Below are 18064 nucleotides of genomic sequence, written 5' to 3' on the forward strand. Positions count from 1 at the left end.
AGTAGGTAGTTGCCAGGTAATGCGTTCCGCGATAGCTCAATGGTGGAGCACTCGGCTGTTAACCGATAGGTTGAAGGTTCGAATCCTTTTCGCGGAGCCAATTTTATATGAATTATTAAAGACTGTAAGTATACAGTCTTTTTTTACGTGGAAAATAAATAGTTAGTTTTATACTTTAAAAATAATGTGACGCAAAGTAAAGTAAAAGTTTTGATTTTAACTTTTACTACGTGATATAAAATCAAAACTAGTAACTTCAGTTGCACATATTACTATTGATAATTTTATAATTTAGCTCTAAAAAATTTAGGCGAAAGCCTTTAGAATAAACACATAAAGTAAAAATATTCCTTTAGGGATAATAGAATTGCTAGAATTGAAAATGAATCTATTACTTTAGGCTACACCTTAGGTTGTAATTAGAATAAATAACTTAAAATATATAGATAAAAAATAATTATTATGAAAGCTACGCTTTGTAAGATAATAGTAATAATAGTATATATGCAAACTGAAGTAAGAAGAAACGTTAAGCTGTATGAAGACTGATATATGTTGTGCAGGAACATTCGAGCAATTAGAACTTCTTAATGAAGTGAGTGTTCCTGCACAACATATATCAGACGTAATACAGCTTAACGTTTCTCCGGTTACTTACGTCGCATTATGCTTATTTTATAAAAACAAAATGTTTTTCTTAGAAATCTAATTTTAAGCTATCAACTTTATTGTTTAGCTATCTTTTTACCATCACTTATCAAAACTATACTTCCATCTACATCAGTTCTATAAATTTGAACTTTTCTATTTTTAAGTTTTGTTACTGTTTCATGATGAGGATGTCCATATTTATTATCTTTGCCACAGCTTATGATTGCTATTTTAGGATTAACTTTATTTAAAAATTCATTAGATGAAGATGAAGAACTTCCATGATGACCAACTTTTAATACATCAGCAGATAAATCTAAATTTTTATTTAGCATTTCTGTCTCGCTAATTCTTTCAGCATCTCCTGTAAATAAAAATTTGGATTCTCCATAGGTTATTTTAATAACTATTGAATAGTTATTGGTATCTTTATATTTATCACTATTTGGAGCTAACATTTCACAGGTTATGTTATTGCCTAAATCTAAGTTTATTCCAGCTTTTCCTGCATTTATTTTAAGGCTTTTACTTTTTAATGCAGTTGCCATGTTCTCAAAGGTTCTAGTGTTTGCTAATTTTTTGGGAGCATAGAATTCACCTATATCATATTTTTTTATTACAGAGCTCATACCGCCTATATGGTCTTCATCTGGATGTGTCGCAACAATATAATCAAGTTTTTTTATATTTTGTTTGCTTAAATAATTCATCAGTTTATCGATGCTTTCATTTGGACCTGCATCTATGAGAAGATTTTTGCCATTAACCTGTATCAATTCACTATCACCCTGGCCTACATCAATGTAATTTACCTTTATAATATTTTGAGTATTTTGGGTTGGATTATTTACAGCATTTTTTGAATTATTGCATGCAGTAAAAGTGAATATAGCTATGAATAATGGAATGATAACTTTAAAAAGTTTTTTGTAATGTTGCATTTCTTACCTCCTGGTTAATTAAATTTTAATACAAACATAAGTTTAGCATTTTTTACGAATAAGTAAAGACAATTTTTAGTATATATAAAAAATAGAAGGTATATAACACTTAATAATTACTATAGTGAATTTTAATGGTATAATAACAAGTGAATTTATTTTATTAAAAATTTTATTTAATCAAACTTATTTAGTTTATGAAGTATTTATTGTAAAGGAGAGAGGAAGAAAAGAAATGAAAACTATTTTATTTTACTTAGATTTTTTTATTTATATGGTTATGTCAATGTTTAAAAGAAATAAAGTAGAGGGATTAAGAAAGCAAGAAAGGTTTCAAGAAGCTGAAAGTAGAATAAATGAATGTGTTAAAGAATGGGCTTCACATGTATTAAAAAGGGTTGGTGCAAGAATAGATGTTAGAGGAAAAGAAAATATTATAGACGGTACATGTGTTTATGTGGTAAATCATCAGGGTTTTTTGGACATACCTGTAGTAATTTCAAGTTTAGATAGATCAGTTGGTTTTATAGCTAAGAAAGAAATATTGAAATTTTCGATGGTAAGTTATTGGATGAAACAGATGCACTGCATATTTATGGACAGGGAAAATATAAGAGAATCTATGAAAGCTATAAATGAAGGCGTTGATAATTTAAAAAATGGTTGTAGTATGGTTATTTTTCCTGAAGGAACAAGGAGTAAGGGGCCTAAGATTGGAGAATTTAAAAAAGGAAGTATGAAGTTAGCCTTAAAAGCTAAAGTTCCTATAATTCCTATAGCTATAAATGGAACTTATAAGCTTCGTGAAGGAAATAAAATGAGTGCTATAAAATCAGGTGATGTAACGGTTACAATATGTGAACCTATATATACAGAACAATTATCTAAAGAAGAACAGGGAAACCTTTCAGAACATATAAAATCTATAATAGAGAACAATATCAAATAAACATTATTAAAATTTTATGAATAGAAGTATAAGGTTTATGAAAGAAAATAAAAGAACTTAGCTTTGTGGTGATGCAGGCTAAGTTCTTTTTTTTATAGTGCCAATTACACTTAATAAAAGTCCTATTTAACAAGAAAAGCAGCTAAAATGAAGAATGAGTAGATAAAAATTACAAAAACTCGTAAAATTATATTTGATAATCTCAAATATAAATGTTACAATATAGGCATAAATATACTTAATACATTGGTTATACAACGAAAAAACTAATAAATATTCATTTATAGTGTATAAAAATTAATTTGAATGAAAAATCTGTAAAATTTATCCTTGCAATTGATGAGTGAAACTCATTCAAAAACTAGTGAAAACCAATAGAGCCAATATTTTTATAGATAATTAAGGAGGGCAAAATGGAAAGTTTAAGAAAGTCTTCATATGAACATTGTTTACAAGATGTGGGTACACCAAATCTTTATAAGGATATATTTCCTTATAAAGAGATTCCAAAAGTAAATTTTAATCAAATTCAAGTCCCAATGGATTTACCAGAAAACATATGGATTACAGATACTACATTTAGAGATGGACAACAATCTATGCCTCCATATGCTGCTGAGCAAATCATAAAAATTTTTGATTATCTTCATAAATTGGATAATAATTCAGGAATAATTCGTCAAACAGAATTCTTTTTATATACAGAGAAGGATAGAAAAGCGGCTCAAGTTTGTATGGAAAGAGGATATGAGTTTCCTGAAGTTACATCATGGATAAGAGCAAATAAAGAAGATTTTAAATTGGTTAAAGAAATGGGCATAAAAGAGACAGGAATGCTCATGTCTTGTTCAGATTATCACATATTTAGAAAATTAAATAAGACAAGACAGCAGGCTATGGATATGTATTTATCCATTGTAAAAGAAGCTTTAAATAATGGTATACGTCCAAGATGTCATTTAGAAGATATAACTAGAGCAGATTTTTATGGATTTGTAGTGCCTTTTGTAAATAAGCTTATGGAACTTTCAAAGCAGTCTAATATACCTATAAAAATAAGGGCTTGTGATACTTTGGGATTAGGAGTTCCTTATAGTGGGGCGTCACTTCCAAGAAGTGTACAAGGATTAATTCACGGACTTAGAACTAATTGCGGTGTTCCTTCTGAAATGATAGAATGGCACGGTCATAATGATTTTTATGCAGTAGTAAGTAATTCTTCTACAGCATGGTTATATGGGGCATCTTCAATAAATACTTCTCTTTTAGGTATTGGGGAGAGAACTGGAAATTGTCCATTAGAAGCTATGATATTTGAATATGCTCAATTAAAGGGCAATAAGAAAAATATGAATTTGCATATTATAACTGAGTTGTCTGAATACTTTAAAAAGGAAATGAATTATGACATACCAGAAAGAACTCCTTTTGTTGGAAGTCAATTTAATGTAACAAGAGCTGGCATACATGCAGATGGTATATTAAAAGATGAAGAAATATATAATATATTTGATACAGATAAAATATTGGATAGGCCTGTTGTAGTTGCAGTAAATCAGTATTCAGGTTTGGCAGGAGTTGCCGCATGGATTAATACTTACTACAGACTTAAAGATGATGAAAAGATAGATAAAAAAGATCCAAGAGTTGGGGAAATAAGAGATTGGGTTGAGGAACAATATAAAGAAGGTAGAACCAGTATTATCGGAAATAATGAATTAGAACTTATGGTAGAAAAGTATATGCCAGAAATTTTAAAAAAAAGTGAAACGAGAGCAAGCTAGATAACAGGAGGTAATTGCATGGGATTAAATGTTGCAAAGAAAATAATAAAAAATCACATTATAAAGGGTGAAATGATTCCTGGAAGTGAAATTTCCATAAAAATAGATCAAACTTTAACACAAGATTCTACAGGAACAATGGCTTATTTGCAATTTGAAGCTTTAGGTATAGATAGAGTTAAGACTAAAAGATCTACAGCTTATATAGATCATAATATACTTCAATCAGGTCCAGAAAATGCAGATGATCATTTGTATATTCAGACTGTAGCAAAAAGACATGGAATATATTTTTCAAAACCAGGTAATGGTATATGTCATCAAGTAAATTTAGAGAGATTTGGTGTACCTGGAGATACTCTTTTAGGTTCCGATAGTCACACTCCTACAGGCGGCGGTATTGGAATGCTTGCTATAGGCGCAGGTGGATTAGATGTAGCTGTAGCTATGGGCGGCGGTGAGTATTACATAAATATGCCTAGTATTGTTAAGGTAAATTTAAAGGGTAAATTAAAGCACTGGATTTCTGCAAAAGATATTATCTTGGAAGTTTTAAAAAGGCTTACAGTTAAAGGTGGGGTAGGTAAAATATTTGAATACTGTGGTGAAGGTATTAAAAGTTTATCAGTTCCAGAGAGAGCTACTATTACAAATATGGGAGCAGAACTTGGGGCTACAACTTCTTTATTTCCAAGTGATGAAGTAACTTACGAGTTCTTAAAAGCACAAGGAAGAGAAAAAGATTTTATAGAAATAAAAGCAGATAGTGATGCAGTATATGATGAAGAAGTTGAAATAAATTTAGATGAATTACAACCGTTAGCAGCATGTCCACATAGCCCAGATAATGTAGATAATATTACTAAGTTAAAAAATATAAAAGTTAACCAGGTATGTATAGGAAGTTGTACAAATTCTTCTTATGCAGATATGATGAAGGTTGCTAAAATTTTAGAGGGAAAAACAGTAAATGAAAATGTATCTTTAGTTATTGCACCAGGTTCCAAACAAGTATTAAACATGTTAGCTAAAAATGGTGCATTAGCAAGTATTGTTTCATCTGGAGCTAGAGTACTAGAATGTGCCTGTGGACCATGCATAGGTATGGGGCAATCACCATCTACAGATGCAGTATCACTTAGAACATTTAATAGAAATTTTGAAGGAAGATCTGGTACTGTTTCAGCTAAAGTATATATAGTAAGTCCAGAGGTTGCAGCAGCTTCAGCTTTAACAGGGTATATTACAGATCCTAGAGATTTAGGAGAATTTTTTAAAGTTGAAACTCCTGAAAAGTTCCTTATAAATGATAATCTTATAGTACCACCAGCACCAGAAGGTGAGGAGGTAGAAGTAGTTAGAGGACCTAATATAAAACCATTTCCTAAAGCAAAACCATTATCAGATACAGTGGAAGGCAAGGTTTTAACCAAGGTTTCAGATAACATAACTACAGATCATATAATGCCTTCAAATGCTAAGCTATTGCCATATAGATCTAATATTCCTTATCTTTCAGAGTATTGTTTAACACCTTGTGATAAGGATTTTCCAAAGAAAGCTAAGGAAAATGGCGGCGGATTTATAGTTGCAGGAGGAAATTATGGTCAGGGTTCTAGTAGAGAACATGCAGCATTAGCACCTCTTTATTTAGGAATAAAGGCAGTACTTGCTAAATCTTTTGCAAGAATTCATATGGCGAATCTTATAAATAATGGTATAATGCCCTTAGTATTTATTAATGTAGAGGACTATGATAAGATAGACGCTATGGACGAATTAGTAATAGATAATGCAGTAGAACAAATGGAAACTGGTGTAGTTATAGTTAAGAATAAAACTAAAAATCAGGAATATAAAATGTCTTTAAACATTACAGATAGACAGAAGAAAATGATAAAAGCAGGTGGACTTTTAAATTTAGTAAAATCCAATTAATTTTTTAAAAGTAAAAAGTATAAAATATAATTGGGAACGGAAAATTTCTGTTCCCAATTCACTGTTAATAAAGTTTTGGAGGCGATTTTATGGTACACAAAATAACACTTATTCCTGGAGATGGAATAGGACCTGAGGTTACTTTGGCAGCAAGAAAAATTATAGATGCTAGTGGTGTAAATATAGAATGGGATGTAGTGGAAGCTGGGGCAGCAGTAATTGAAAAGTACGGTACCCCATTACCTGATTATGTTTTAGAAAGTATAAAGAAAAATAAAATAGCACTAAAGGGACCTGTTACTACACCTGTAGGTAAGGGTTTTAGAAGTGTAAATGTTACTTTAAGACAAACTTTAAATCTCTATTCTAATGTAAGACCTATAAAAACTTATGAAGGAGTAGAATCAAGATATGATAATGTAGATTTAGTGATTTTTAGAGAAAACACTGAAGATTTATATGCTGGTATAGAGCATATGGTAAGTGAAGATATTGCAGAAAGTATAAAAATTATATCTAAAAAAGCTAGTGATAGAATAGTAAGAACTGCTTTTGAGTATGCAAGAAAAAATAATAGAAAAAAGGTTACAGCGGTACATAAAGCTAATATAATGAAAATGTCTGATGGACTTTTCTTAAAATGTGCAAGAAATATAGCGGAAGAATATAAGGATATAGAATTTGAAGATGTAATAGTAGATGCTATGAGTATGAAACTTGTATTAAGTCCAGAAAAATATGATGTGCTTGTAATGCCTAATCTTTATGGCGATATACTTTCCGATATGGCATCAGGTTTAGTTGGTGGACTTGGATTAGTTCCAGGTGCTAATATAGGAGATGAAGCAGCTGTATTTGAACCTGCTCATGGTTCTGCACCGGATATAGCAGGAAAGAACATGTCAAATCCTGTTGCAGCTGTACTGTCAGGAGTTATGATGCTTAACCATATAGGAGAATTTGAGGCAGCTTCTAAAATAGAGAAGGCGGTATCAGCGGTAATAAAAGAAGGAAAACATGTAACTTCCGATTTAGGCGGAAATTCAAATACTGTAGAATTCACTGATGCAATAATTCAAGCAATGAAATAAAAGTGTATTTTATTGTACTTTTAAAAAGCAAAAGTATTAATGGGTAGTTATAGAATAAAAAGATATTTCTTTGGAAATATTAATGCACGATTTTTAACATCTTACTTAAAATTTAAAAAGCTATGATATGTAGAATTAATACATTTCATAGCTTTTATTTATGTGGATTATTTATAAGATAAGCATTTACTAAAGATTTGTTTTGAGATAGAAACCTTTTATTTAATATGTAAGAATTTTTTTATGTGTTGAACATGTTTTGAAGCTTCAAGGTTTTTTAATTTACAATTTAAATCATTCTCAGTTTCTTCTTTAATAATAGCTATAACTTCATTTTGGGGATTTAAATCATTTTTAAAGATGTGGCAATTTTTAAAGCTGCCTGTTAAATTGCACATAGTGTCTATTTTATCAGTAGTTTTTAATCTTATAAGCCAGCTGGATTTATAATTGTAGAGTTTTTGTATATTAGCATTTTCATTGTTAAATTTAATTGATCTTTTATTTTTATTTTGAATTATGTCGGCTATATCACCAAAAACTGCACTGGCAGTTGGAAACATTCCTGCTCCTTTACCTGAAAAAACAACATCGCCTACAGCGTCTCCTTTTATAACAATAGCATTTACTTCATTTTCAATTTTGCTAAGTTCTGAATTTTTATCTACAATAACAGGTTGTACAGAAGCAAAAATACCATCATCTTCTTTTTTACTTATAGCTAAAAGTTTTATATTATAACCATTAGCTTTAGCATATTTAAAATCGTCGGCATCTATATCGGTAATACCTTGTATGTGTACATCTTTCCAATTAACTTTTTTGTCATAAGCAATGGTAGATAATATGGATAACTTTCTTGCTGCATCATAACCTAAAACATCGGAATCAGGATTAGCTTCAGCAAAGCCCAGGTCTTGTGCAATTTTTAAAGCTTCTTCATAATTCATATTTTCATTATACATTTTTGAAAGCATAAGGTTTGTAGTACCATTTAGTATTGCTTTGATGCTTACAATTTCATTACCTGTGAGACATTCCATAAGAGGTTTCAATATAGGTATTCCCCCACCTACACTGGCTTCAAAATTTAATGTAACACCATTTTCATAAGCTAGATCTAATAATTCTTTTCCGTGTTCTGCCATTAAGTCCTTGTTAGCTGTTACTACATGTTTTTTTGATGTTAAAGCTTTTTTTACATATTTATAAGCGGGATTAACACCACCCATAACTTCAACAATTATATCTACAGGGCTTTTCAAAATATGATCAAAGTTATCAGTTAAGATTTTAGAATTCTTTTTTTCTTTGTGTTTTTCAATATTTCTAACTAATATATTTGAAAGCTTAAGTTCTTCACCTGTAATTTTTTTAAATCTTTCCTTGTTCTTATTTATTAATTCAGCAGTACCTGTTCCAACTACGCCATAACCTAATATTGCAATAGATGCCATGTTAAAAAGCCCCCTTATATATATGAAATTTTTTAATTAAAATAAACGTAATGCGAAGTAAGTTTTTTGAGAGGACAATTGACAGAGGACAGAGGACAATGAAGGTGAGTTTTCCTCCTTATGTCAGAAAACTAATTTATTTTTAAAGATTGTTTTGCTAAAGCAAAATAATCTTTAGATTTATATTAGTCACCAATGTTTCGCTTTAGCGAAACTATCTATCCAAAATTTAATTAAATATTTTTCGTAGCGCAGAGGAGAAAAATCATCCTTCACTGTCCTCTGTCAATTGTCCTCTGTCCTCTAAAAATAATACTTCGTATTATTTTTTAAGCTTTTGCAAGAGCTTGATCTAAGTCATATATAAGATCATCAACACCTTCTATACCAATAGAAAGTCTTATCATGTCAGGTGTAACTCCGGCAGCTTTTTGCTCTTCTTCATTAAGTTCTGCATGAGTTGTGCTTGAAGGATGAATTACAAGTGATTTTACATCTGCTACATTTGCAAGTAATGAGAATAATTCAACACTATTTATAAATCTTTTTCCAGCTTCTAATCCACCTTTAATTCCAAATGTGAATATAGAACCAGCCCCTTTTGGTAAATATTTTTTAGATAGATCATTATATGGGTTACCTTCTAATTCAGGATAGTTTACCCAAGAAACTTTTGGATGATTATTTAAAAATTCAACAATTTTTCGTGTATTTGATACGTGTCTTTCTACTCTTAATGATAAGGATTCTAAGCCTTGAAGGAATAAGAATGCACTTTGCGGACTAAGAGTTGCTCCAGTATTTCTTAAAAGCTGAACTCTAGCTTTTACAGCAAAAGCCTCTGCACCTAAATTAGCATATACTAATCCGTTATAGCTTTTATCTGGTGTTGTAAAGTCAGGGAATTTTCCGCTGCCTCTCCAATCAAATTTACCACCATCAACTATAATTCCACCAATTGTAGTTCCATGTCCGCCTATAAATTTAGTTGCAGAGTGAACAACTACATCTGCTCCAAATTCTATTGGTCTAACAAGGTATGGAGTACCGAAAGTATTATCTATAATAAGCGGTATTTTATTTTCATGTGCAATGTTTGCTACGGCTTCTATATCAAGTACATTGATTCTTGGATTTCCTATAGTTTCGCCATAAAGTGCCTTTGTTTTATCTGTGATGGCTTTTCTAAAGTTTTCAGGATCATCTGGATTTACAAATGTAACTTTTATTCCAAGTTTTTTTAGAGTTACTCCAAATAATTCATAAGTTCCACCATATAAAGTACTTGCTGCAACTATTTCATCACCAGCACTTGCAACATTAAGTATAGCGTATGTAATAGCGGCTACACCTGATGCTGTTGCTAGTCCTGCAGATCCACCTTCTAGTTCAGCAACTCTTTTTTCAAATACATCTGTAGTTGGATTCATAATTCTTGTATAAACATTTCCAGGTTCTTTTAATTGGAATAGATTTGCAGCATGATCTGCATTTTTAAATACGTAAGATGATGTTTGATAAATTGGAACAGCTCTTGATCCTGTTGTTGGATCTGGCTCTTGACCTGCATGTACTTGTAATGTTTCAAATGATAATTTTCTTTCACTCATTTTAAATTCCTCCTAGATATTATTAAATTTAATATATGGACGAAACTTCTATATTGACAATTGCTTAGGAAATTTTGTGTAAAAAAATCTTCTTGTAGAAAAGCTACAAGAAGATCTTTCTCCTAGCTTCTCATCTTTCAGGTTTTAACCTGCTGGAATTAGCACCTTTGAACAAAAATGTTATTCAGGTTGCTGGGCGTCATAGGGCCAGTCCCTCAGCCTCTCTAGATAAGAAGTTCCGTATTTGATTGAATAAATGATAACAGATATTACTTTTAGTTGTCAATACGTTAAAAATAAAAAAATAAAATTTATATTTTTTAAAATTCAATGGAGATATTGAAATAACTTAAGTTTAAAACAAATAAAAAACTAAATTTATTGAAAATTTTTTTTATTCATTTCTTTTTCAAGAAAAAAGTATTGACAACATAAATAAACATATATATTATTAACAATAAGTATAATTTAATGAAAAATCTTATCAAGAGTGGTGGAGGGACTGGCCCTGTGAAGCCCGACAACCGGCATTGAAATAGAATGTATCGGTGTCAATTCCTGCAGAATAAATTTTTATTCTGGTAGATAAGAAAAGAAGTTTAAAGTTAGAAATTTTAAAGCTGCTTTTCTTAAGAAAGGCAGCTTTTTAAGTTTATATGAAGTTTAAAGTAAAATAGCAAATAAGTGTTTTTTAAATACTGATCATGAACACTGTTTATGATAATCATCAACTAAAGAAAAATTAATCAGTTGAACTGATTTCAAAGAATTTACTACTGATAAAAGGAGCGAAATACATGTTTATAAAAGATGCATTTTTAAAAAAAGAAACTACTTTATCTTTTGAAATATTTCCACCTAAAAATTTAGATAATATATTTAATACTATACAAGAATTAAAAAAGTTTAATCCAGATTTTATAAGTATAACTTATGGAGCCGGTGGGAGCAGTAAGGATAGAACTGTAGAAATAGCTTCAACAATAAAAAATAATTATGGAATAGAAGCATTAGCACATTTAACCTGCGCTGCATCTACAAAAGAAGAGATAGAAGAAATAATTAATAAGTTAAAACAGAGTAAAATAGAAAATATATTAGCACTAAGAGGTGATATACCAGAAGGATTTATACAAGGTAAAGAATATCCATATAGATATGCTAAAGATTTAATATGGAAATTAAAAGAAGATGCTAATTTATGTATAGCTGCAGCAGCTTATCCAGAAGGACATAATGAATGCAAAAATTTAGATAATGGTGTAAGATATTTAAAAGAAAAGGTTGATGAAGGTGCAGATTTATTAATTACTCAGTTATTTTTTGACAATAACAACTTTTTTGAGTTTAAAGAAAAGCTATATCAGTACAATATAAAGGTTCCAGTGGTTACTGGCATTATGCCTGCGGTAAATAAAGCATTAATTGAAAAAATACAAAAATTATCCGGATTTGTTCTTCCAGATAAGGTTAAGAGCTTCATGAGTAAGTATGAATATAATGAAGATGATCTCAAAAAGGCGGGAATAGAATATGCTAGCTATCAAATGGAAGAATTGTTGAAAAACAAAGTGGAAGGAATACATCTTTATACTATGAATAAACATGACATTGTTAAAAACATACTAGATAATGTATCTTTTAAGTAATAGTAATTTAACTCAACTTTCGCAGTTTAAAAATATTGCAAAGCAACCTTCTTTTCAGAGGACAATTGATATAGGATAGATGACAATGAAGGTAAGTTTTCCTCCTTACGTCAGACACTGTCATCTCAAAAATAATGCTTGTATTAAGTTAAAGCTTTATATGTATGAAAGTTAAATTAGTATATATAATATTGGAACTAATGAAAGGGGAATATAATCTTGAAGATAAATGATTTAATTTTAAAAAGGTTTAAGGATAAATTTATTATATTTGATGGCGCAATGGGTACTATGCTTCAAAGGTCAGGACTTAAAGTAGGGGAGCTACCTGAAACTTTAAACATAACCAATCCTGATATTATAAGAACTATTCATAAACAATATATTGATGCAGGTGCAGATGTAGTAATTGCAAATACCTTTGGAGCAAATGAGTTAAAATATAGTTCCTCTAAGTATTCTATAGAAGAAGTAATTACAGCTGGAGTAAAAATTGCAAAGGAAGCAGCAGGTGATAAACTTGTGGCTTTAGATATAAGTTCTATTGGTCAAATGCTAGAACCTACAGGAAGTTTAAGTTTTGAAGCAGCATACAATTTATTTAAAAAACAGGTTGTAATAGGGGAAAAAGCAGGTGCAGATTTAATTTTAATAGAAACAATGTCTGATCTTTATGAAACAAAGGCTGCAGTTCTTGCTGCAAAGGAAAACAGTGACTTGCCAGTATTTTGTACTATGACTTTTCAGGATAATGGAAGAACTTTAATGGGAACAGATCCTAAAACAATGGTATTTGTTTTAGAAGGATTGGGAGTAGATGCTCTTGGTGTAAATTGTTCATTAGGACCTAAGGAACTTATGCCTATAGTGGAAGAAATATTAAAATATGCATCAATACCTGTTATGGTACAGCCTAATGCAGGTCTTCCAAGATATGATGGAAAAAATACAGTATATGATATAGCTCCAAAAGAGTTTGCTGAATATGTAAAACTTATGGCTGAAAAGGGAGTAAGAATTTTAGGAGGCTGCTGTGGTACTAATCCAGATTTTATAAAAAAAATGTGTGAGGAGTTAAATGATATTAAGCCGCTAAAAACAGAGGAGAAGAATTTTACGGCAGCAAGTTCTTCCACAGAAGTTGTGTTTTTAGGTGAAAGGGTAACCATAGTTGGAGAAAGAATTAATCCTACAGGAAAATCAAAGTATAAAGAAGAATTAAGAGAAAAAAAGGTTGATTTCATTCAAGCTCAAGCAGTGAAACAAAAGGAAGAAGGTGCACATATACTAGAACTTAATGTTGGTCTTCCAGAAATTGATGAGAAAGAAATGATGATTAAAGCTATAAAAGCAATGCAGAAGGTAGTACAGCTTCCTATAACTATTGATAGTCCAAATGAAGAAGCCTTAGAAGCTGGAGCTAGAGTTTATAACGGTAAGCCTATTATAAATTCCGTGAATGGAAAAGAAGAAATAATGAAAAAGGTTTTTCCTATAGTTAAAAAGTACGGAGCATGCGTAATAGGGTTAACGATAGATGAAGATGGTATTCCAAATACAGCAGAGGGTAGATTTAAAATAGCAGAAAACATAGTAAATGCTGCAAAAGAGTATGGTATACATAAAAAAGACATAATAATAGATTGTCTTACTTTAACTGCCTCAGCTCAGCAGAAAGAAGCCTTAGAAACAATAAAAGCTGTAAAAATGGTTAAGGAAAAGTTAGGAGTTAAAACTGTGCTTGGAGTAAGCAATATTTCTTTTGGACTTCCTAGAAGAGATATATTAAATAGAACATTTTTAACTATGGCACTTTATGCAGGTCTTGATTTACCTATAATGAATAGTGCAGATGAAGGAATGAAAGAAGCTATTACTGCCTTTGAAGTTTTATCTAATATGGATAAAGAAGGTAAAGATTATGTAGAAAATTATGGAGCAAAATCCCAAGGTAAAAAAGAGATAGCTAAAACAAGTGATAAAAGTATAGAACAAGTTAAAGATTTAAAGCAAATTATTGTAGATGGAATAGAAAAAGATGCTATTAGCAGTACAGAAGTTCTATTACAAACAAAAGAACCTTTAGAAATTGTTAATTCTTATATTATTCCAGCGTTAGATTATGTAGGGGAACAGTATGAAGAAAAAGAAATATTCTTACCACAGCTTATACAATCTGCAGAAACTGTTAAGAAATCCTTTGAAGTTATAAAGAAGAAGATTACTGAAAGCGGTGAGGAAAATATAGCAAAAGGTAAAATCATTTTAGCAACTGTAAAAGGAGATATACATGATATAGGTAAAAATATTGTAAAAGTTCTTTTAGAAAACTATGGATATGAAGTAATAGATTTAGGAAAAGATGTACCTATTGAGAGGGTAGTTAATACAGTAAAAGAATATAATATTAAACTTGTAGGATTGAGTGCTCTTATGACTACCACTGTTGTCAATATGAAAAAGACCATAGAGGCTTTAAGAAAAAATAATTTAGACTGCAAAGTCTTTGTTGGTGGAGCTGTTCTTAACGAAGAATATGCAGAAATGATAGGAGCGGACTTTTATGCTAAGGATGCAAGAGAATCTGTAAGGATTGCAGAAGACATTTTCCATAATTAAAAATATCCTATATTTACCCGATTTAATAGTTAGGTTTAGAAATATATTTATCATATAGAATATTTTTAATTTATAGGATAAAATATATATATGTTCAATTTAATATGAAAGGAGAACATGTGTATATATGAGTGATATAAATAATGAGAATGAAATTATAAAAAGTAGTAAATATGTTCCAGAGATAAAAGGAACTTTAAGAAGCCATATGATAAATGTTCCACAAGTAATAAGAAATGCTAGTGGCATAAAGGTATTTGGAAAAAGGTTGAAATCTTTTTTATTTACTACGGATATTGCAGTTATAAAAAATACTAATGCAGATGCTATAATGGCAGTATATCCTTTCACGCCACAACCAGTAATAACAGAGGCACTTGTAACAGCCTCAGATGTACCTGTATTTTGTGGCGTTGGTGGTGGACTTACTATGGGAAAAAGAGTAGTAAATTTAGCATTGGATGCAGAATTTAAAGGTGCTATGGGAGTAGTCGTAAATAGCCCTACATCAAATGAGGTTATTGAAGCAATGAGGGATACGATAGATATTCCTATTATAGTTACAGTGGTTTCGGAATATGATGATATACAAAAAAGAATAGAAGCAGGAACTACTATAATTAATGTATCAGCAGGAAAAAGAACTGCTGAAGTTGTTAGGAAGATAAGAGAAAAGTATGAGGATCTACCTATAATAGCTACTGGTGGAAAGAATGATGAAGGTATAAGAGAAACTATTGAAGCAGGTGCTAACGCTATTTCATATACACCTCCAACTACTTCAGAATTGTTTGCAGTAACAATGGAAAAGTATAGGAAAATGTCAGTGGAGTCCAATAAAAAACAAGATTAATTATAGTAAAATAACGATTATAAGATGAATAAAATATCTATATAAAAAGGTCATGCATAGAGAGGAAAATAAATTTCCTTATATGCATGGCTTTTATTCTTAAGGAAATATAAAATGTTGTTGATTTATGTAGATATATTACAGAAGTGGAAAAAATATCATTGTTGTGCTACAATAAGTAAAGTAATGCAAAAAAAGGGAGGAAAATTAAAATGTCAGATCAAATTAGAATTTCACCAGAACGTATGTTGGAGAGGTCAAGGGATTATCATCAAGAAGCAGAAAAAATTAATGAAGTAATTACTAGAATGACTTCATTAATATCAGAACTACAAACTGAATGGGAAGGAAAGTCAAGTACAAGCTTTGCTAATCAATTCAATGAATTAAGACCAAGCTTTGTAAATATGCACAATCTTGTAGAAACTATTTCTCATCAATTACAACAAACTGGAGCTGCAATGCAAGAAAGAGATCAAGATATAGCTTCACAATTTGGAGTTAAATAATATAATTAACAATTAAATTAAAAGAGAGATGATAAACATCTCTCTTTTAGGAGTTAAAGAATGAAAAAGAAAATAATAGTAAGTATATTAGTGATTCTAATTACATTTACGTTTAATATATATAAAGTTAATGCAAATAATGAATTAAATATAGATCATGATTCTTTAAAAAGTAGTAAAAATGAGGCGTATATGTCAGTACCAGATATGTATGGAATTGACTTATTTACAGATAAAGTTACAAAAACAAAACAAGAAATAAGTAATAAACAAAAGCAGAATAGAAAAGATTTATACAATAGCATTTTTTTATCAAAAGTTGATGCAAAATCTATTAGAGATAAAAAGTTTTCTAAAAATATAGAAGCATATAGTCTGTTTGCTCAACCAAGTATACAGAAAAAAATTGAATATAAAAAAGAGGATAGTAGCATTAATATTATAACCATTTCAGTAATTATATTTTTATGCATGCTAACAGGCATATCAACAAGGTTGTATTATATTAATAAACGAAGGAGAGAAGAAAAACGCAGTGAATATAATGATTACACTGGATTTTAGAATGCAGGGAAAAGGTGAATTTGATATATCTTTAAATAGTGAACAAGTTATAGAAGAAGCTATAAAGATAGTTAATAATAGTTTAGGATTAAATTTAGATTTACAAAAGGTAAATTATTGTAAATCTAAAAGAGAGAAGAGAATAATTTCTATATACAGCACCTTTGAAGAAAATAACATATACACAGGAGATAGATTAGAATTATTATAGAGGATAAATGATTATGAAAGAAAATGAATTTGAAAAAGTAGTTAAACTATCAGAGCTTAATGCTAAAAGAGATAGTGAAATTAACAAGCTAACTTATGGAAACACATATTTAATTCCATGTAAAGCAAAAGTTGAAGGCGAAGAAGTAAAGTTTATATATGATTTAAACGAATTGCAGCCTTTTAATGAAATAAAGAATAGAAGAAATGTTGAAAAGTTGAGATTCTTAATAAATGTTAGTGGTATTTTAGAAATAGCAGAGGAATATTCATTTAAATTAGAACCAGATAACATCTATTATGATTATAACTATATTCCTAAAATCAAGAATAGAGATATAAGATTAGAGGCTGAGGTTATAGATTATAAAGATTTAGTTTTGCAGTATAAAAGTTTAATTGCAGATGTATTTAATAAAAAGTATTCATACAAGGACTTTTATAATGGCGGCATGGATTTGATAAAAAAGAATAAAAAAATTAAGAAGTACATGCCCCTTGAAAGTATTGAAGAAATTAAAAATGAACTTTTAGAAGATTTAAAAATACAAGAAAAAGAAGATAAAGAAAAGTACATAGAAATAAAATTAAGGAATCACAAAATAAGAAAATATAGTATATGGGCAATGAGTGTAATAATAGTTGGATTAATGGCGTATACAGTTTATTCAGCAGTATTCTTAGTTCCCTTTGAACGAAAGGTAATTAAGGCTAACAGCTATTATATGAAACAAGATTATGAAGGTGTAATAAAATGTTTTGAAAATACAAGAGGGTTAAAACTTGACAATGAATCAAAATATAAGCTTGCATATTCATATGTAATGTCACAAAATCTCGCAGAAAATAAAAAGAAGAATATAATAGCCACATTAAATGATAAAAGTGATGAAAGTATTTTGGATTATTGGATTGCTATAGGAAAATTAAAATATGATAAAGCAATAGATTCAGCTAAAAAAGTACAGGATGATGAATTGCTTTTATATGCTCTTTTGAATAAACAAAAGTATATACAAGATAATGATAAGATGACTGGAGAAGAAAAACAAAAAGCACAAGAGGGGTTGCAATCTGAAATAGAAAAATTAACTAAAAAACTAAATATAGGAGAAGAGGCTAAAAAAAATAAAGCAAAAGATTCAACTACTACTGATGCAACTAAAGATAAAGCTGTAAACGGAAATAAACCAAATGAATCAGGAAGCGGAATAAATTTAGCTCCAGGTAAGTAGGAGG

General features: G+C 29.9%; 14 protein-coding genes, 1 tRNA gene and 2 riboswitches. Of the genes, 12 read left to right on the plus strand and 3 right to left on the minus strand.

Annotated elements, in window-relative coordinates; genetic code table 11:
- Positions 1–25: 25 nt before the first annotated feature.
- A tRNA-Asn gene (locus tag HBE96_RS15710) sits at positions 26–100 on the plus strand.
- A 625-nt stretch (positions 101–725) separates the two neighbouring features.
- Here HBE96_RS15710 and HBE96_RS15715 read toward each other — a convergent pair.
- On the minus strand, positions 726–1592 hold the full coding sequence (locus HBE96_RS15715) for a ComEC/Rec2 family competence protein (protein WP_169298685.1): 867 nt from the start codon (positions 1590–1592) through the stop codon (positions 726–728).
- 235 nt (positions 1593–1827) lie between these two features.
- Here HBE96_RS15715 and HBE96_RS15720 point away from each other — a divergent pair, with 235 nt between their 5' ends.
- From HBE96_RS15720 to HBE96_RS15735, 4 genes are all read left to right on the plus strand, one after another.
- Complete coding sequence (locus tag HBE96_RS15720) at positions 1828–2541, plus strand: lysophospholipid acyltransferase family protein (protein WP_169298686.1); 714 nt, start codon at positions 1828–1830, stop codon at positions 2539–2541.
- 413 nt (positions 2542–2954) lie between these two features.
- Positions 2955–4325 carry a beta/alpha barrel domain-containing protein gene (locus HBE96_RS15725; RefSeq protein ID WP_169298687.1) on the plus strand — a complete coding sequence of 457 codons (1371 nt, stop codon included), beginning with the start codon at positions 2955–2957 and terminating at the stop codon, positions 4323–4325.
- An 18-nt stretch (positions 4326–4343) separates the two neighbouring features.
- Complete coding sequence (locus HBE96_RS15730) at positions 4344–6263, plus strand: aconitate hydratase (protein ID WP_169298688.1); 1920 nt, start codon at positions 4344–4346, stop codon at positions 6261–6263.
- 89 nt (positions 6264–6352) lie between these two features.
- Positions 6353–7354, plus strand: a complete 1002-nt coding sequence (locus HBE96_RS15735; RefSeq protein ID WP_169298689.1) for an isocitrate dehydrogenase (NAD(+)) — start codon at positions 6353–6355, stop codon at positions 7352–7354.
- Positions 7355–7572: 218 nt separating this feature from the next.
- Here HBE96_RS15735 and HBE96_RS15740 read toward each other — a convergent pair whose 3' ends face one another.
- Both HBE96_RS15740 and HBE96_RS15745 read right to left on the minus strand, forming a co-directional pair.
- Complete coding sequence (locus HBE96_RS15740) at positions 7573–8811, minus strand: homoserine dehydrogenase (protein WP_169298690.1); 1239 nt, start codon at positions 8809–8811, stop codon at positions 7573–7575.
- Positions 8812–9140: 329 nt separating this feature from the next.
- Entirely contained in the window at positions 9141–10421 is a 1281-nt protein-coding gene (locus HBE96_RS15745; protein ID WP_169298691.1) for an O-acetylhomoserine aminocarboxypropyltransferase/cysteine synthase family protein, read from the minus strand.
- 127 nt (positions 10422–10548) lie between these two features.
- Positions 10549–10656, minus strand: a riboswitch (SAM riboswitch).
- 243 nt (positions 10657–10899) lie between these two features.
- A riboswitch (SAM riboswitch) is annotated at positions 10900–11013 on the plus strand.
- Positions 11014–11218: 205 nt separating this feature from the next.
- Between HBE96_RS15745 and metF the strand changes: the two genes are divergently transcribed.
- From metF to HBE96_RS15780, 7 genes are all read left to right on the plus strand, one after another.
- The gene (gene metF, locus HBE96_RS15750; RefSeq protein WP_169298692.1) at positions 11219–12070 is read left to right on the plus strand and encodes a methylenetetrahydrofolate reductase [NAD(P)H]; all 852 of its coding nucleotides are present in this window, start codon (positions 11219–11221) and stop codon (positions 12068–12070) included.
- A gap of 219 nt (positions 12071–12289) precedes the next feature.
- Positions 12290–14689: a homocysteine S-methyltransferase family protein gene (locus tag HBE96_RS15755; RefSeq protein WP_169298693.1), complete on the plus strand. Its 2400-nt coding sequence runs from the start codon at positions 12290–12292 to the stop codon at positions 14687–14689.
- Positions 14690–14816: 127 nt separating this feature from the next.
- Positions 14817–15542 carry a beta/alpha barrel domain-containing protein gene (locus tag HBE96_RS15760; protein ID WP_169298694.1) on the plus strand — a complete coding sequence of 242 codons (726 nt, stop codon included), beginning with the start codon at positions 14817–14819 and terminating at the stop codon, positions 15540–15542.
- A gap of 212 nt (positions 15543–15754) precedes the next feature.
- Positions 15755–16051 carry a WXG100 family type VII secretion target gene (locus HBE96_RS15765; protein WP_169298695.1) on the plus strand — a complete coding sequence of 99 codons (297 nt, stop codon included), beginning with the start codon at positions 15755–15757 and terminating at the stop codon, positions 16049–16051.
- A 60-nt stretch (positions 16052–16111) separates the two neighbouring features.
- Positions 16112–16615 (plus strand): hypothetical protein, encoded by a 504-nt coding sequence (locus HBE96_RS15770; protein WP_169298696.1) that lies wholly within the window; start codon positions 16112–16114, stop codon positions 16613–16615.
- Positions 16596–16826, plus strand: coding sequence for a hypothetical protein (locus tag HBE96_RS15775; protein WP_206154960.1), 231 nt, complete (start codon positions 16596–16598; stop codon positions 16824–16826). The genes HBE96_RS15770 and HBE96_RS15775 overlap by 20 nt, the downstream gene beginning before the upstream one ends.
- A 13-nt stretch (positions 16827–16839) precedes the next feature.
- Positions 16840–18060, plus strand: coding sequence for a type VII secretion protein EssB/YukC (locus HBE96_RS15780; RefSeq protein ID WP_169298698.1), 1221 nt, complete (start codon positions 16840–16842; stop codon positions 18058–18060).
- The last annotated feature ends 4 nt before the right edge of the window (positions 18061–18064 follow it).

Source organism: Clostridium muellerianum (assembly GCF_012926525.1).
Lineage (GTDB): Bacteria > Bacillota > Clostridia > Clostridiales > Clostridiaceae > Clostridium_AM > Clostridium_AM muellerianum.

What these genes read in the sequence shown, in the direction of transcription:
- HBE96_RS15775 (WP_206154960.1), top strand. Translation starts at nt 16,596, where the DNA reads ATGATTACACTGGATTTTAGAATGCAGGGAAAAGGTGAATTTGATATA.
- HBE96_RS15735 (WP_169298689.1), top strand. Translation starts at nt 6,353, where the DNA reads ATGGTACACAAAATAACACTTATTCCTGGAGATGGAATAGGACCTGAG.
- HBE96_RS15730 (WP_169298688.1), top strand. Translation starts at nt 4,344, where the DNA reads ATGGGATTAAATGTTGCAAAGAAAATAATAAAAAATCACATTATAAAG.
- HBE96_RS15720 (WP_169298686.1), top strand. Translation starts at nt 1,828, where the DNA reads ATGAAAACTATTTTATTTTACTTAGATTTTTTTATTTATATGGTTATG.
- HBE96_RS15715 (WP_169298685.1), bottom strand. Translation starts at nt 1,592, where the DNA reads ATGCAACATTACAAAAAACTTTTTAAAGTTATCATTCCATTATTCATA.
- metF (WP_169298692.1), top strand. Translation starts at nt 11,219, where the DNA reads ATGTTTATAAAAGATGCATTTTTAAAAAAAGAAACTACTTTATCTTTT.
- HBE96_RS15740 (WP_169298690.1), bottom strand. Translation starts at nt 8,811, where the DNA reads ATGGCATCTATTGCAATATTAGGTTATGGCGTAGTTGGAACAGGTACT.
- HBE96_RS15770 (WP_169298696.1), top strand. Translation starts at nt 16,112, where the DNA reads ATGAAAAAGAAAATAATAGTAAGTATATTAGTGATTCTAATTACATTT.
- HBE96_RS15760 (WP_169298694.1), top strand. Translation starts at nt 14,817, where the DNA reads ATGAGTGATATAAATAATGAGAATGAAATTATAAAAAGTAGTAAATAT.
- HBE96_RS15745 (WP_169298691.1), bottom strand. Translation starts at nt 10,421, where the DNA reads ATGAGTGAAAGAAAATTATCATTTGAAACATTACAAGTACATGCAGGT.
- HBE96_RS15725 (WP_169298687.1), top strand. Translation starts at nt 2,955, where the DNA reads ATGGAAAGTTTAAGAAAGTCTTCATATGAACATTGTTTACAAGATGTG.
- HBE96_RS15765 (WP_169298695.1), top strand. Translation starts at nt 15,755, where the DNA reads ATGTCAGATCAAATTAGAATTTCACCAGAACGTATGTTGGAGAGGTCA.
- HBE96_RS15780 (WP_169298698.1), top strand. Translation starts at nt 16,840, where the DNA reads ATGAAAGAAAATGAATTTGAAAAAGTAGTTAAACTATCAGAGCTTAAT.